A 15,358-nucleotide genomic window follows, 5' to 3' on the forward strand; every position below is an offset into this window, starting at 1 on the left:
GATACTAACAATTATATGTACATTTGTAGTTACAAATTGTAACAATATTATTATGTCGTTATTTTCAGATAATATCAGAGCATTGCGGGTAAGGGATAAAATCTCTCAGGAAAAATTAGCCGAGCACTTGCAAATTACCAGGGGTCGGTATGTCAAATATGAAGACGGTACCTCGGAAGCTCCTTATGATATCCTAAAGAAGATCGCTTATCATTTTCATATCAGTATTGATTTACTATTGTCAGTAGACGTTCGTAAAATTGATGTTCAAGATTTGATTAATTTAGAAAACAACCGACTTATTCTACCCATCCAAGTGGACCAGAATGGGAATGATAGTATAGAGATTGTTACTGAAAAGGTAAAGGCGGGCTATCTTACAGGTTATTCAGATCCGGAATATATTGAAAGCCTGCAACAGATTTCATTGCCTTTTTTGGGTTCCGGGAAACATCGTGGTTTTCCGGTAGAGGGTGATTCAATGCCACCGCATGAGGATGGTTCTATTATTGTGGGACGCTATGTAGAGCATATCGGTGAAGTACAAGATGGCAGAACTTATATCCTGATTACTAAAAATCAAGGGATGGTGTATAAGCGTCTTAATAAGAACAAAAAGAATGCATTGGTTTTAGAATCAGATAATCGGTTTTATCCTAACTATGAAGTTAAATTTTCTGAAATTCTCGAAATATGGGAATACCAATGTAATATTGGACGGACTGACAGTAAGCAGCCTGTAACCGAAATGGAAAGTTTGAAAGAAATTTTATTGGAGTTGAAAAGAGAGGTTCAGGATTTGAAATTTAGGGGGTAGTAGAGGCTGTGTCAGGAGATTTCGGAGAGCTTGGTAAATGGTAAAGTGGAAAAGCATCCTTAGATGCTATTTCTATTGTTATTCATTTTTTAAAAGTTCCTCAGCTTTTTCTAATCCAACTAAAAAATTATCGCTTTTTGAATTTACCCGATACAGACTATATAATATTGATATATATTCTTCCTTTAAATTTTCTGATAGTTTTTTGCAAATGATAAATACAAGGTTTTGTTCAAAAGAATTCCATTTTGTTCTACTATTCCAACTATTGTATTTCTAATATACCCAGATTCATCAAACTCTATTGATTCTTCGCATATATTGGCATTTTCTGTCCAGTAATAACTTTTTAATTCTGCTGCTTTTTTTTTTGCGACCATAATTATATTTTTTGGTTATATTCGTAATGTACAAAATCTCGGTATGTGCTATTGAAGGTTTAGTTCGACATTAGCTATAACGGATTTAGGCAATTTACTTAAGGGAAAGATGGTTTGTCTCCGGCTGGTTTGGCTTTCAGCCTCGGGTTCTATTTGGGATGATTTGCTTCGCCTGTTCGCTAGTCTCGGGTGGTAAATCCGAAGAATGAGCTTAATTTAGTTCCAAACCGGCTGTAATGCCAGAACGTTAGGGCACAGGAAAAAAACCACACGCAAAATGGAACGTTTGGTTTTTCTTGACAAAGGAGCCAAAGCTCAAAAATCAAAAGAGTCATTTTTACTCATGTTATGATGGCACTTTTACAACCTTGATTATAAAATTGAAAAAATGAATAGTAAAAAATACAGCGATCTCCTACTCGACCAAGCTAAAGACTTGATTTGGATGGTTGACCATAAATTACATTTGATTTATGCCAATAAATCCTATCTCAACCTGATGAAGGAAATAATAGGTGTGGAAAAAGAACTAAATACTTCAATTTTACAGGGAGGACTGGGCGAGGGATATATTGAAAAGTGGGAAGCCTACTACCAAAGAGCCCTTTCAGGAGATTCTTTCACAATTGAAGAACAGTTCTTCCACCCATTTAACAACGAGAAACAATATGGACAAATTTCTTTCTTGCCAATAAAAGATGAAGACGGTAATGTCCAAAGTGTAGCTTGTCGAAATACTGATGTAACGAGTATTGTTCAAGAAAATTATCAAGCTAGATTGTTGATGGAGGCTTCATTAGATGTTTTTTGTACTATTGATGAAGGGGGAAATTTTGTTTACGTAAGTGAAGAAGCAAAATCGCATTGGGGATATACAGCAGAAGAGCTTTTAAATACACCCTATGTACGGCTGGTACTAGAGGAAGATATCGGAAAAACAAACAAAATTGCAGAAGCCATTATCGCAGGTGAACAAGTAAAACCTTTTGTTAACCGATACAAAAGAAAAGATGGTAGCATAGCATATAACCTATGGTCTACCCGCTGCGATAGAGATTCCAAACTCATGTATTGTGTAGTAAAGGATGCCAGGGAAACTGTAGAACAAAAGCGACCCTTGGAACAAAATGAAAATCGGTTCAAGGCATTAGTACAGGAAGGATCTGATTTAATTGGCATATTAGATTTAGATGGTAATTACACTTATGTTAGCCCAACAAGTACCTCTATTTTTGGGATAGCTCCTGAAAATTTTATAGGGAAAAATGCTTTCGATTTTATCCATCCGGACGATAGAGAAAAGACCTTGCAGTTTCTACAAAAAATTATTGAGGAAAAAATAGTTAAGGTTGAGCCGTTTCGTTTTCAAAATGGTAAAGGGGAATGGCGTTGGGTTGAAACAGTACTAACCAATATGCTTGACAATATTGATGTAAAGGGCATAGTGGCCAATTCAAGGGACGTAACGGATAAAATTGACACAAAAAAACAATTGGAAGCTAATGAACTGTTTAACCGAACGCTTCTGGAGAGCAGTCCTGATTGTTTAAAAGTAATTGATGCAGAAGGTAGAATCCAGTATATGAATCTCAATGGCCTTTGTTTAATGGAGATTGACGATTTTTCTAAATTTAAAAATAAAGAATGGTGGACGCTTTGGGGTAAGGATAATGAACTGATGATAAAAAATGCGGTAGAAAAAGCACTGCTTGGTGAAACGGTGGAGTTTACAGCATTTTGTCCTACTGCTAAAGGTAGCCCCAAATGGTGGAATGTATTAGTGTCTCCCATAAAAAAAACAGGTGAAAACGGTAAAGAACTGCTTTCTGTATCACGTGACATTACAAAGAAAAAAGAAGAAGAGCAAAAACTAAAATTGCTAAGCAGTGTAATAACCAGCGCCAATGATGCAGTATTAATAACTGAAGCCGAACCATTTGATGAGGCGGGCCATAGAATTATTTATGTAAACGAAGCATTTACAAAAATGACAGGCTACACAGCTGAGGAAGTAATTGGTAAAACGCCACGTATTTTGCAAGGTCCTCATTCAGATTTAGAGGCTTTATCCAGGCTTGGAAGAGCATTGCGTAATTGGGAGGAATATGAAATAACTACCGTTAATTACAAAAAAAATGGCGACGAATTTTGGGTGCATTTTAATGTAACACCTATAGCGGACGAAAGCGGCCGTTACACCCACTGGATAGCCATTGAAAGAGATATAACTGAACAAAAAAACAAAGAGCTGGAACTTGCTTTGTTGGCTGAAATAAGCAAAAATTTTAGTGAAGAAGACAGACTTGAAGATGCCTGTAAAAATGTATGTGAAAGCATACAAGCGTTCGGTAAATTCGATTTAGTTGAAATATGGTGTGTCAATCTGGAGCGAAGTCATCTACAACTATTCAGTCGGACACATATACATAATACTGCCACAATAAATGATAACTCAATTCAAAAGTTTGTTGAAGGAAAAGGTCTTCTTGGAAAAGTTTGGCAACTGAAAGATCGACAAATATGGGATAAGGAAACTATGAATGACCTATTTCTTCGCACAGAATTATGCAAGCAGTTGCAGTTGAATTCAGTTGCTGGTATTCCGCTGCTTTTTCAAGATGAGGTAATTGGCGTTTTAGTTCTGGGTTCTAATCAAGATAGTCGTTTTCTTGAAAAATACAGTAACATTATTCAACGGCTTGAAAGTTTTGTGGCTTCTGAAATTAATCGCAAAAAACTAGAAGGAGACTTAAAACACTTATATGATGCAATTCCTGATATTGTAGGTATTGCCGATATACAATGTAGGTTTTTAAAGATTAATAAGTCCAGCTCAGAGCTGCTTGGGTTCTCTAAAGAAGAACTCCATAAAAACTCTCTAAAGGACATCATCTTTCCAGAAGATTTATTCAAGTTGTCAGAGGTTTTACAATCGTTTCAGAACGGCACCATTAATCAAAGTTTTGAAGCAAGGTTTCTCTCTAAAACCAGTCATTTTATTGTTTTGAATGTGCAATGCGTTTTTAATCCTCAAGAAGAATTAATATACATATCGGCCAAGGACATTACAGAAGAAAACAAACTGAGAAATCTGAATACACAAACCAACAAAATAGCTAAAATAGGTTCATGGGAAGTAGATTTTGAACAGGACAAAGCTTTTTGGTCTGATATGGTACACCAGCTACACGAAACCGATTCGAAAAACTTTTCACCTGATCTTGCTATGTCTCTCAATTTCTACCGTGAAGATTTTCGTCCTATGATTACCAATTTGATCAGCAAAAGCATAGAAGACGGCTCAGACTTTGATTTTGAAGCAGTAATTGTTACAAATAATAAAAGAGAGCGATGGGTAAGAGTTATTGGAAAAGTGGAAAGGTTTAATGGAGTCGCCAAACGAATTTCAGGCAGTTTTCAGGATATCCATGATAAAAAAGTGGTAGAAAAACAATTAGTTCAGGCACTTAATGATAAAAACAGAATTTTAGAACGCATAACAGAGGCATTTGTTGCCTTAGATAGCAATTGGTGCTATACATATATGAATAAAAAGGCGGGAGAAATTTTCAATCGAAACCCACAAGAAATGATTGGTAAGCATATCTGGACAGAATTTCCTGAGGGACTGAATCAGCCTTTTCATTTAGCTTACGAGAGAGCAATGGAAACTCAAAAATATGTACATGTTGAAGAGTATTATGAGCCCTATGATTTATGGTTTGAAAACCACATTTATCCATCTTCCAACGGACTGTCTATTTTCTTTAGAGATATAACCGAAAGAAAACGAAGTGAAGAACAATTAACAAAAGCATATCAAGAAAAAAATAATATTCTGGAAAGTATTGGTGATGCGTTCTTTACTGTAAGTAATGACTGGATAGTTACCTATTGGAACAAACAGGCTGAAAAGTTTTTAGGGCTTGCTAAGGAGTCAATACTTGGAAAAAATCTTTGGGAAGCTTATTCTGATGCTATTGATTCTGATTTTTACCGACAATATCACTATGCGATGGAGACCGGAGAAACGGTACGTTTTGAAGAGAAATATGAAACATTGGGTAAATGGTTTGAAGTGAATGCTTATCCATCTTCAACTGGTCTTTCCATTTATTTTACAGATGTTACCCTTAGAAAAGAAGCTGATGAACGTTTAATACAAGCCAACGAGCGTTTTGAAAAAGTCACAGAGGCAACCAATGATGCCATATGGGATTGGGATATAGCAAATGATCAATTTTATAGATCTGATAATATTCATAAGTTCTTTGGCAAAACAACTTCAAAAGAGTTAAAGAAGGAGCAATTTTGGAAGGAAAAATTTCATCCGGATGATATCCAAAAGTTAAAAGAAAGTATCGAAAGATCAATAATTGACCCAAAAATAAATCGTTGGGAAGCAGAGTATAGAGTAATTGATGATAATGAAAATATTGTTTATGTCATCGACAGAGGATTAATTATAAGGAAAAATAAGGGTAAAGCTATCAGAATGATAGGTGCAATGACTGATGTTTCTGAAAGTAAAAGACAAGAAGAAAAGTTATTAGCAATCAATCAAAAATTGGAGACTCAAACTAAAGAACTGCAAAGATCTAATGAAGAACTGGAGCAATTCGCTTTTATAACTTCTCATGATTTGCAGGAACCACTCAGGATGATCACTAGTTTTATGGATCAATTGAAAAGGAAATATGCGGATCAACTTGATGATAAGGCACTACAATACATTCATTATGCCACTGATGGAGCCAAGCGAATGAAACAAATTATACTGGATCTATTGCTTTATTCCAGAGCCAACAGCCCTACTGAGCAAAAAGAACCTATAAAGCTGAATGAAATATTATCAGAGTTTTTACTTCTAAGAAGAAAGTTAATAGAAGAAAAGAATGCTATAATAAGTTATGATGACCTTCCTGTTTTGGTCACTTATAAGGCTGCTGTTACACAAATTTTCCATTGCTTATTGGATAACGCATTAAAATATTCTAAAGAGAATATGCCACTAATTATAGATGTTAGTGTAAGAGAAAAAGGTGATTTCTATGAGTTTGCGATAAAGGACAATGGTATAGGGATAGATGAAAGATTTTATGAAAAAATATTCATAATTTTCCAAAGATTACATAACAGGAAAGATTATGACGGGACAGGCATTGGATTGTCTGTAACAAAGCGTAGCGTGGAGTTTCTTGGAGGTGAAATTAGGCTTGAATCAACAGTGGGAGAAGGGACAACGTTTTATTTCACAATTTTAAAAACTAAAAATTAGACACTATGAATACAAAAAATTTGAAATTAGCACATATTCTTCTTGTAGAGGACAATGAGGGTGATGTTTTACTCACACTCGATGCTTTTGAAGAGAGTAAGTTTCAAACTCAGGTCAGTGTGACTAGAAATGGACAAGAGGCATTAGACTTCCTTTATTGTAAAGGGGATTTTTCAGAAGCGCTAAAACCCGACTTGATTCTTCTGGATATTAACATCCCAATATTGAGTGGTCATGAAGTGTTGGCCATAATTAAGGAAGATGAATACTTAAAAAAAATTCCTGTCATCATGCTGACCACATCTTCTTGTCAGGGGGATATAGAAAAGGCATATAATAAATATTGCAACAGTTATATTCAAAAGCCTTTGGAAATGGAAGAATTTGTCAAGGCAGTTCTAAAAATTGAAGAATTTTGGCTTCAGCTAACAACACTTTCTAAATGAAAAAATATCAAGAAATCAAAAGAACATTATCTGTGCTTGTTCTAGAGGATAATGATGGTGATTTTGTATTAATTGAAGATTACCTTATAGAAACATTTAGAACTGTTCAAATAAAAAGATGTAAGACTTTTAGTGATTATAAAGAATTTACAGATAATCCAACGAAAGATAACATTAACTTAATACTTCTGGATTTACATTTACCTGACTTATCAGGTTTAGAGTTAATTCAAAAAATAATTGCGGAGAATGTGCAGGTGCCCGTTATCATTTTAACGGGTTATACCGATCTTTACTTAGCTAAAGATAGTCTTAAACTAGGGATAGATGATTTTTTGGTTAAAGATGAAGTAACACCCAGTATTCTTCATAAGAGTATTGAATTTGCATTTAGTAGAAGTCAATATGTTATGCATATCGAAGCACAAAATGAAAAACTCAGGAAAATTGCATGGACACAGTCTCATGTAGTGAGAGCCCCTTTAGCACGGATATTGGGTATTATCAATTTGATTGAAACCGAGAAAGAGAAACTCGATGATTTGATGTTTTGGCTAAAGCAACTTAGAATTTCATCTAATGAAATGGATGCTGTTGTAAAAAAGATCACAGAAGAAGCTCAAGAAATCCAATTGAATAACAATGTTGAATAAAACGATATACATAATTGATGACGATCCGATTGTTCGTTTTATCATTGAAAAAATGATGAGTAAAATGGATCGTACTTTGATATTTATTCATTGTGAAAACGGCAAAGTTGGTTTGGAAAAATTAAATGGGCATCAAGGAGAATTTTCCAAATGTATTATTCTTTTAGACCTAAACATGCCTATGTTGGATGGGTGGGGATTTTTAGATGAAATACAATCACGACAGCTTAATGATTACAAAAATGTAGCCTTGTATATTTTGTCATCATCTACAGACAAACCAGATATTGAAAGGTCAAAAAAATACTCAATTGTTAAAAAGTTTTATCACAAACCACTATCCATTGCTGATATTACCGAAATATTGGATATGCACATAAAACCTGCAGTATAAGTTAAGCTACATTTTTGTAATTAATTTGATTGTTAAATTCTTCAATAGTTGCATAATTCAAAGTAGACCCGAGCGTAGAAAAGGCAAATCAATGTCTTTTTTTTTCTGTTATACCCAGTTTCAATGTATTGCTTCGTCTGTTGGCTGTGCTCGGGTCAAAGATTTGAAGAAGCTTACCGCTACAGCATTATTCCAACAATTTCCTTTACGACGCAGCTCAACAAATAAATCATCATTAATACTGTAATTAACAGATAAAAAAAAGTAGTTTTTAATGAAAAATGGAGGTGGTCATTTTGAATTGGAATTGGGTGGTCAATTTGACTAGTTTTTCCAGCTAGATTACTAAAAATGGAATGCTTTTATCATTAATTCCTGCTCATTTCTTGAAATTCCTATTTCTTTAGCTATAGATTTTCAGTTGCTTGTTACTTGAATAACTTCTTGCATAATAACTTCCAAAACTTCCATTATCATGATAGGCACTTCCTAGTGAACTCCATTTTATTCTTCCATTTGTGTGATAAGTTGTTGACATAATAAATTTAATAAGTTTGTTAAAAATTGTCACTAACGTCAGTCTATAAATAACCTCCGTTGTATTACCACCAAATATAACAAAATACTTATATCCATATTACTCGTTTAAATTTATTTCAAGCCCTAAAGTGGGCATATTATAAGCATCAGCTATCAATTTTGCCGAATGCAATATGCCTTCGGGAGAATGCCCCAAGTTGGCAATCATCAGTTCATCTGCACCTGAGATCTTTTGATATTCATTCAACCGGCTTACAACTTGATCTGCAGTTCCATATATCATTTTTTCATGCCAGCTTTCCAATACAAACTTTTCTGAGTGATCGTAACTATAGTCTTTCAATTCTTCCGGAGATGGAATAACATAGGTTTGTCCTTTCATCATCCGAAGCATACTGTGTGCAAAGGCATGCGTTTGGATTTTTGCCTCCTCTACAGTATCTGCCGCAAATACAGAGAAGCATGCTATAGTATGTGGTTTATCAAGAACCTTTGACTTTTTGAAATTCTTTTTATACAGATCAAATGCAAATAGCATATTCTCTGGAGCCAACTGTGCGGCAAAGGCAAATGGCAATCCCAATTTTCCTGCCAATTGGGCAGAATATCCTGAAGAACCTAATAACCATACCGATGGGCTGTCAAAAGATCGGGCGATACCGTTTTCACGATCTTGTCCTGGTCCTGGAACGGCGAATACCCTGTTCTTGAAAGGATGTCCATCAGGAAAATCATCTTTAAGAAAATGCAATAGTTCTGTCAACAAATCTGGAAAATCCTCCGCTCCTAAATGGTTACCACGAAGTGCTGATGCCGTAAGTCCATTGGTTCCAGGGGCACGGCCTATTCCTAAATCTATACGTCCTGAAGCCATTGCTTGAAGCATACCAAACTGTTCGGCAACTACCAAGGGCGGAAAGTTGGGTAACATCATACCATCAGATCCCAATCGTATATTTTTTGTTTCGCCGATAAGTCTGGAAAGCAACATGGCGGGTGAAGATGTGGAAACAGCAGGCATACCATGGTGTTCTGCTACCCAATAACGAGCAAACCCACGTTGGTCAGCAAATTTTGCCAAGGCAATACTGGTAGCAACGGCTTCTGCAGCAGAATACCCTTTTCCGGTTGTAGCCACATCCAGAATTGACAAAGGAACCGGAGCATTTCCTTGTTTTCCAAGCGGTTGAAAAGAAGCTGGTTTATTATCTGGGCTACCCGTATTTATAACATTATTTTTCATGGCATATTAATTTTAAATTATTTTACAAAATTAAGTCTGCACGCACGAAAATAATATACCAAAAACTATCTAAAGAATACCCTTTTGATAACCTATTCCAAGCCTATTAACTAAAGAGTTAGCAATCTCAAGATGAAATAACAGCTAAATCATAGCATTAAATTCTTGGCAGGATTTGTTCCTGCTTTTCTGGGAATGTTTGTCATACTGTTGATGAACTCAGTTGTGGTTTGGCCCGTTTGAGTCTTGTAGAATCGCATCAGATGGTTCGGTTCTGAAAAATGAAGTTCATAAGCTATCTCATTAATAGTTTTGTTTGAATGAAGCAGCAAGTTTTGTATCTCAAAAAGAAGTCGTTGTTTTAGTAATTGCGTAGCTGTAGTGTTGAACTGGGCTTTGATTGCTTTGTTCAGTGAAATTCTGCTGATGCCCAACATTTCTGCATAATCGTTGATCCGCTGCTTCTCCTTGATGTGGATTTCTAGTAAATTCTTAAAGTGAAAAGCCAGGTTATTTCCTGGTTTTGACAAAGACAGTGCATATTGTTTTGCATACCGACGGTTTAGTGTCTGTAGAAGATAGTATAATAAGGAGCGAATAATATGGACACTATCGGTTTCGCTAGCCAATAACTCCATTTTGATCTCGGTCAAAAGGCTGCAGTATTTCAGCATTTCATCTTTATCAATATTCATTTTTAAAGGATGTACCAACTGGTAAAAGTACAGTAAGCGGTAAGTGAATAGCTTATCGGCAAAAAAGTCATTTAAAAAGGCTTCTTGAAAAACCAAAGTAGTAAGCTGAAGATTATTAGGGTCCAATCTCCAATTTCGCTTTTGAAACGGTGAAATAAAGATAATCGAACCAGCCTTTAACTCAATTTCTTGCTGGTTTAGAATGAGTATACCCTTTGCTTCTTTAAAAAATAAAATCTCGAAATAGTCGGTATCAAATGTGCCACTATCAGTGTAATCAATGTCTTTTTCGGTTAAGACATTCAATAGAAAATCAACGCCGCATTCCGTCTTATGAAATTTAATCGTTTTCATGTTTTACTTTTTAAATACACAAAGTTAGTGAATATGTGCATTAAAAGACTTTTACTGATGATTTAACGACAAGCCAAGATTATCAAAATGGTAGTAATTAGCAAGCGTTTGATACCTTAACAACAACACCTTGTCCCGACCTTTGCAATGTATTAATTACTCCAAAATACTTATAATAAGGAGTGTCAAACATTATTAAAATAAAAAACTATGAAAAAAGTAATTTTAGCAGTAGCGCTTACGCTATCAGCGGCCTTATCATTTGGCCAAACCAATTCGAACACGAAACCGACTCTTCAGTTAGTTAGAAATGCAACATTACTCATAGAGTATGGCGGAAAAAAGATTTTAGTTGATCCAATGCTGTCTCCAAAAGGAGCAATTGATTCTTGGGCTGGAATCCAAAAAAACCCAACAGTTGATCTGAAAATGCCCGTAAATGAAATCGTTAAAGATGTAGATTTGGTCTTAGTGACACATACACATGATGACCACTTTGACAAGGCTGCCAGTAAAATCCTGGATAAATCCATAGCACTAATGCATCAGCCCGCAGATAAGGAATTCTTCCAAAAGGAAGGTTTTACAAGTGCAGCCGTTTTAGAGGGCAATGTGCTATGGAATGAGATAAACATTCATCGAGTAGAAGGGCAGCATGGCACTGGCGAGGTATTGGAAATGATGGGTAAAACATCTGGATTTGTATTAAAAGCAAAGAATCAACCGACGGTTTATATCGTTGGAGATGCGATCTGGACAGAAGATATTAAAAAGACTATTAAAAAATTCAAACCTGATTATATCATTGTAAATTCTGGAGGAGCACAGATGCAAGGATTTGAAAATGTACCAATTATTATGGATGAAGCCCAAACAATGGCTTTAATAAATGAGAGCGGAAAAGCAAAAGTTATAGCAGTTCATATGGATGCGTTGGATCATTGCCGAACAACAAGGAGCTCTTTAAGCCAGAAAGCTGCCGAATTCAATATCGGGACAGACAAATTGATCATTCCTCAGGATGGAGAAGTAATCAAACTTTCTCTTTAAAGTTGGCTACCTTCCCTAGGCCTTTACAAATGGGAAGACAATTTATACCTCGATATCGCCGAACGATTCGCTAAGACCGAGATATCGTCCATATTTTCACGACATTGTAAAAGATACAAAAGCCTGCAAGTTTACAGGTTTTTGTATCTTTTAATTTTAAAGTTAGTACCATTTAGAGAAAGGAAATCGGATTATAGTAAGTTTATAGCGTACGCTGACTAAACATCCTCGACCTCAACTTCTTAAAATTCACTTCGGAAATAATCATCGCGGAGATAATAAATATACCGCCGATGATTATCTCTGTGGATAATGCTTCTTTCAGAATTACTATGCCAGCGACTGTGGCGAAAACAGGTTCAAATAAGTAAGTTAAGGCTATTTTTTCTTCCCCTAAATATCTTTGTCCTGCATTTTGAATTGCATACATATAAGCTGTTGCGGGTAACGCTGCGAAAAGCACTGCCGTCCAGAAGCCATTTGTATCGGGCAGCCAAACAGTATTGGTGTCAAATAAGGCAAAAACAAAGCATCCGACCGTACAGAACAGCATCAACAAGATCACACTTGGCATCGGTCTTTCCTCGTTAGAATATTTCCCCACCTGCAAAACATATAAAGCAAAAGCTAAGGCACACGCCAAAATCCAGAAATCACCAACGTTTAAGGTCAAATCGTCTTTTACAACGATGATGTATAATCCTGTCAACGCCAAAGCGCAAGCAAACCAAACTTTGCGCAAGACTTTCTTTTTGTAAATAAACAACTTCAAAACTGGAATTAAGATAACATCTAAACCCGTTATAAAGGCTGCATTGGAAACTGTGGTATATTTTAATCCAATAGTTTGCAGAATTGTCCCTATCAATAAAGGAGTTCCAATAAGAATACTAATCCGAAAAGTTTTCTTCGTGATATACTTTAATTGATTAAAAAAAATTGCGATCAAGCACAACGTGGCTACGAAAAACTTGAAGAATAAAAATGCAAATGGAGAACCTTCGCCTACTCCGACTTTTACAAAAGTAAAGGAGACACCCCAAAAAGCAGTGCCTAAAATTAACAGAAATAAATATAAGTTTTTTTTGTCCATACTACTAATAGAATAATGGTTTTTACATTAACTATTAGAGTATGCATTGAAGTGCAAAATAAACTAATATCCCCAATTTTCTTCTCTAATGTTGGAATATTAGCCTTTTAATTCTTACTGAATACAAAAGTAAAAAAAAAAAATGGAATTAAATCTCTTCAAAAATAATTTAGAAGGATTTTTACGATACGTTATTTGAATATTTGCCATAAAAAGAATCTGCAAACTATAGTTAAGTGGGTTTGCGGATTTAAGACTCCTTATTAAGTTGCTTTTGAAACTCTTCTAAATATTTAGCAAGGTGCAAACCATCTACTAATCCGTGATGAGCTTCGATTGATATTGGCAAATATTTTTTTCCTTCACGAATATTAAATTTTCCAAATGTTATTTTTGGAACAGATTCTGTTCTATCAAAATTAGTTGGATGCAAAAGTCCTGTAAACGAAGTCCAGGGAATTGTAGAATGACGAATTAAATCTTTTTTTACATCATCATCGTTTAACCGCAATCCAGTTGAATTCTGTACGGCTTGAATTTCTTCTTGAACTTCAGCATTAAAAGCTTCAAAATCATTCGAAAAATTGGCAAATGCAAAACCAAAAGTTCCATCTTTTCTTCCAACTGTAAAACCAGCATTTATCTGATCAAATTCTATAACTTTGTTATCTATGATTCTTAGTCTCAATTCTTCAATTGAATTTACTGCTAACATAGATTTGTGAAGATAATATGAAAAGAATGATTGTCCGTTTTCTTTAGTTTTCTTGTAAGCATTACTACAATCTATCTCAGTAATAATTCCAAAATATGGACTTGCCATTTTTGAGAAAAATTCGAAGTGTTCCTTTCTATTCCATTTTTCTAAGTCAATTTCATTCATCTTGGTTTTCTATTTAATGGGGATTGAAGAAATACTGCCAATTTGTAAATATACACAATTCGTACTTTTCTTTGAGTTCCTGTACTTTGTTTTCGGCTATCAATGTTTGCCCTGCCTGCAAAGCGATTTTGATACGCTCCGCAGGCACGGTTTTGGTTGCCAGGAGCAATTTTACTTCATTGCGATTTCTGCCGTTTTCTTTACAAGCTTTGTTTATCCGCTCTTGTATGACGGCTATGTTTTGTAGGATTTCTTCATTTATACTTCGGCATTTTTTTGTTTTTCTTCCAGTTCTTTTATCAGTACCGATTTTATCGATGTAAACGTATGGTCTTTGGCTTCTTCAAATGAAATGTTGTATTTGCGTTCTATGTTCTGTAACTCCGCAGGAAATCGAGATAATAGCTTGTTGTAATACTCGTCTAAAATTTGGGGTGTAGGCATTTCAAAGTTTATCAGCAACTGAAACCGCCTTAATAAAGCTGTATCAATAATTTCGGGATGGTTGGTCGCACATAACAATAATGCTTTTTCAGGATAATAGTCTATCAACTGAATGAGTGTATTGACCAACCTCCGCATTTCGCCTACGTCTTTATTATCGTTGCCCCTCGCTTTTCCTATCTGGTCAAATTCATCTAAAAACAAAACGGCTTTTTCCCTGCCTGCTTTATCAAATACCTGTTTGATATTCTGCGATGTTTCGCCAATGCGTGAACAAACCACATTGCTCAAATTGAGTATCAGGATATTTTTACCCAATGCCCGTGCTATGGCTTTGGCGGTCATCGTCTTGCCACAGCCCGAACTGCCGTGAAGCAATATTTTGTTATTTACAGGCAGTCCGTATTGGGTCAATTCTTCAATATATTGATGTTCCTTGATGAGTTGTCCAAACTTCTCTTTGTTGGCTTTATCAAGAAATACATCGTTTAATGACACCTGTTCTTTGTCGTTTATAGTAAGGTCAAATACGTTCATTCTGCTTTAAATTTCCTGCTCCCATTTTTCTTTACTGATTTCGTACATAAAATTCAGCTTGGGTGCTTCGCCAAAATAAGTTACTTCCTTTTCTGCAACTTTTTCAGCACCTAAGCGACTGATGGCTATCTGTGAGCGGATATTATCTGCTCCGATATGGAAATACACCTTTGAAACAAATTGAAAAAGGTAGTCCAGCATTGTGGTTTTTACCAATCGGTTTAATCCTTTACCCCAATAAGCAACTGTATAAAACGTATAGCCGATAAATATGCAGTTTTCCTGTTCGTTATAATCGTAAATTCGGGTACTGCCGATAACGCTTTCTGTAACTTTGTTTACAATTTTAAAAGCACCTTTACTTTGTATTGCTCCGTCAAAGAATGTTTTAAATATGTCCTTTCTCCAACGGTCTTTGTTGGGATGCTGTTCCCATATTTTGGGGTCGGAAGCTGTGGTATATAAAACTTCAAAATCCTCTTCCTGTAAAGGATAAAGGATTACCTTTTCGGTTTCTAGTATAGGTTGAATGTTAAACTCCATAAATAATA

General features: G+C 35.4%; 14 protein-coding genes and 1 pseudogene. 6 read left to right on the forward strand and 9 right to left on the reverse strand.

Translation table 11 applies throughout. From position 1 onward, the window contains the following. Positions 1–52 precede the first annotated feature (52 nt). Positions 53–817 (forward strand): XRE family transcriptional regulator, encoded by a 765-nt coding sequence (locus tag LNP19_RS11275; RefSeq protein ID WP_230062017.1) that lies wholly within the window; start codon positions 53–55, stop codon positions 815–817. A 185-nt stretch (positions 818–1,002) separates the two neighbouring features. On the opposite strand, the gene LNP19_RS11280 is transcribed toward LNP19_RS11275, so the two are convergent. After that, positions 1,003–1,197: a hypothetical protein gene (locus tag LNP19_RS11280; RefSeq protein WP_230062018.1), complete on the reverse strand. Its 195-nt coding sequence runs from the start codon at positions 1,195–1,197 to the stop codon at positions 1,003–1,005. 388 nt (positions 1,198–1,585) lie between these two features. Between LNP19_RS11280 and LNP19_RS11285 the strand changes: the two genes are divergently transcribed. Genes LNP19_RS11285 through LNP19_RS11300 form a run of 4 tightly spaced genes read left to right on the forward strand, consistent with a single transcriptional unit; the run spans position 1,586 to position 7,968 of the window. Further along, positions 1,586–6,475, forward strand: a complete 4,890-nt coding sequence (locus tag LNP19_RS11285) for a PAS domain S-box protein (RefSeq protein ID WP_230062019.1) — start codon at positions 1,586–1,588, stop codon at positions 6,473–6,475. A 5-nt stretch (positions 6,476–6,480) separates the two neighbouring features. Then, the gene (locus tag LNP19_RS11290) at positions 6,481–6,921 is read left to right on the forward strand and encodes a response regulator (RefSeq protein ID WP_230062020.1); all 441 of its coding nucleotides are present in this window, start codon (positions 6,481–6,483) and stop codon (positions 6,919–6,921) included. Next, on the forward strand, positions 6,918–7,574 hold the full coding sequence (locus tag LNP19_RS11295; protein WP_072945225.1) for a response regulator: 657 nt from the start codon (positions 6,918–6,920) through the stop codon (positions 7,572–7,574). The genes LNP19_RS11290 and LNP19_RS11295 overlap by 4 nt, the downstream gene beginning before the upstream one ends. After that, positions 7,564–7,968, forward strand: a complete 405-nt coding sequence (locus tag LNP19_RS11300) for a response regulator (protein WP_230062021.1) — start codon at positions 7,564–7,566, stop codon at positions 7,966–7,968. The genes LNP19_RS11295 and LNP19_RS11300 overlap by 11 nt, the downstream gene beginning before the upstream one ends. A 403-nt stretch (positions 7,969–8,371) precedes the next feature. On the opposite strand, the gene LNP19_RS15435 is transcribed toward LNP19_RS11300, so the two are convergent. The 3 genes from LNP19_RS15435 to LNP19_RS11310 form a co-directional block, all read right to left on the reverse strand. Beyond that, a complete protein-coding gene (locus LNP19_RS15435) occupies positions 8,372–8,506 on the reverse strand; it encodes a hypothetical protein (protein ID WP_255665581.1) in 135 nt (44 codons plus the stop codon). Between the two features lie 99 nt (positions 8,507–8,605). Next, entirely contained in the window at positions 8,606–9,751 is a 1,146-nt protein-coding gene (locus LNP19_RS11305; protein WP_230062022.1) for an LLM class flavin-dependent oxidoreductase, read from the reverse strand. Between the two features lie 149 nt (positions 9,752–9,900). Beyond that, positions 9,901–10,800 (reverse strand): AraC family transcriptional regulator, encoded by a 900-nt coding sequence (locus LNP19_RS11310; RefSeq protein WP_230062023.1) that lies wholly within the window; start codon positions 10,798–10,800, stop codon positions 9,901–9,903. Between the two features lie 210 nt (positions 10,801–11,010). Here LNP19_RS11310 and LNP19_RS11315 point away from each other — a divergent pair, with 210 nt between their 5' ends. Beyond that, positions 11,011–11,850, forward strand: a complete 840-nt coding sequence (locus tag LNP19_RS11315; protein WP_230062024.1) for an MBL fold metallo-hydrolase — start codon at positions 11,011–11,013, stop codon at positions 11,848–11,850. Between the two features lie 202 nt (positions 11,851–12,052). On the opposite strand, the gene LNP19_RS11320 is transcribed toward LNP19_RS11315, so the two are convergent. The 5 genes and pseudogenes from LNP19_RS11320 to LNP19_RS11340 form a co-directional block, all read right to left on the reverse strand. Continuing rightward, positions 12,053–12,943: a DMT family transporter gene (locus LNP19_RS11320; RefSeq protein ID WP_230062025.1), complete on the reverse strand. Its 891-nt coding sequence runs from the start codon at positions 12,941–12,943 to the stop codon at positions 12,053–12,055. 250 nt (positions 12,944–13,193) lie between these two features. Then, positions 13,194–13,826 (reverse strand): chloramphenicol acetyltransferase, encoded by a 633-nt coding sequence (locus LNP19_RS11325; protein ID WP_230062026.1) that lies wholly within the window; start codon positions 13,824–13,826, stop codon positions 13,194–13,196. Between the two features lie 58 nt (positions 13,827–13,884). Next, a pseudogene (locus tag LNP19_RS11330) lies at positions 13,885–14,088 on the reverse strand (YggS family pyridoxal phosphate-dependent enzyme); the annotation flags it as partial. After that, positions 14,085–14,807, reverse strand: a complete 723-nt coding sequence (locus LNP19_RS11335; protein ID WP_230062027.1) for an AAA family ATPase — start codon at positions 14,805–14,807, stop codon at positions 14,085–14,087. The pseudogene LNP19_RS11330 and the gene LNP19_RS11335, both read right to left, overlap by 4 nt. Positions 14,808–14,813: 6 nt before the next feature. Then, a complete protein-coding gene (locus LNP19_RS11340; protein WP_230062028.1) occupies positions 14,814–15,350 on the reverse strand; it encodes a GNAT family N-acetyltransferase in 537 nt (178 codons plus the stop codon). Between the last annotated feature and the right edge of the window lie 8 nt (positions 15,351–15,358).

This window comes from Flavobacterium acetivorans, assembly GCF_020911885.1.
Lineage (GTDB): Bacteria > Bacteroidota > Bacteroidia > Flavobacteriales > Flavobacteriaceae > Flavobacterium > Flavobacterium acetivorans.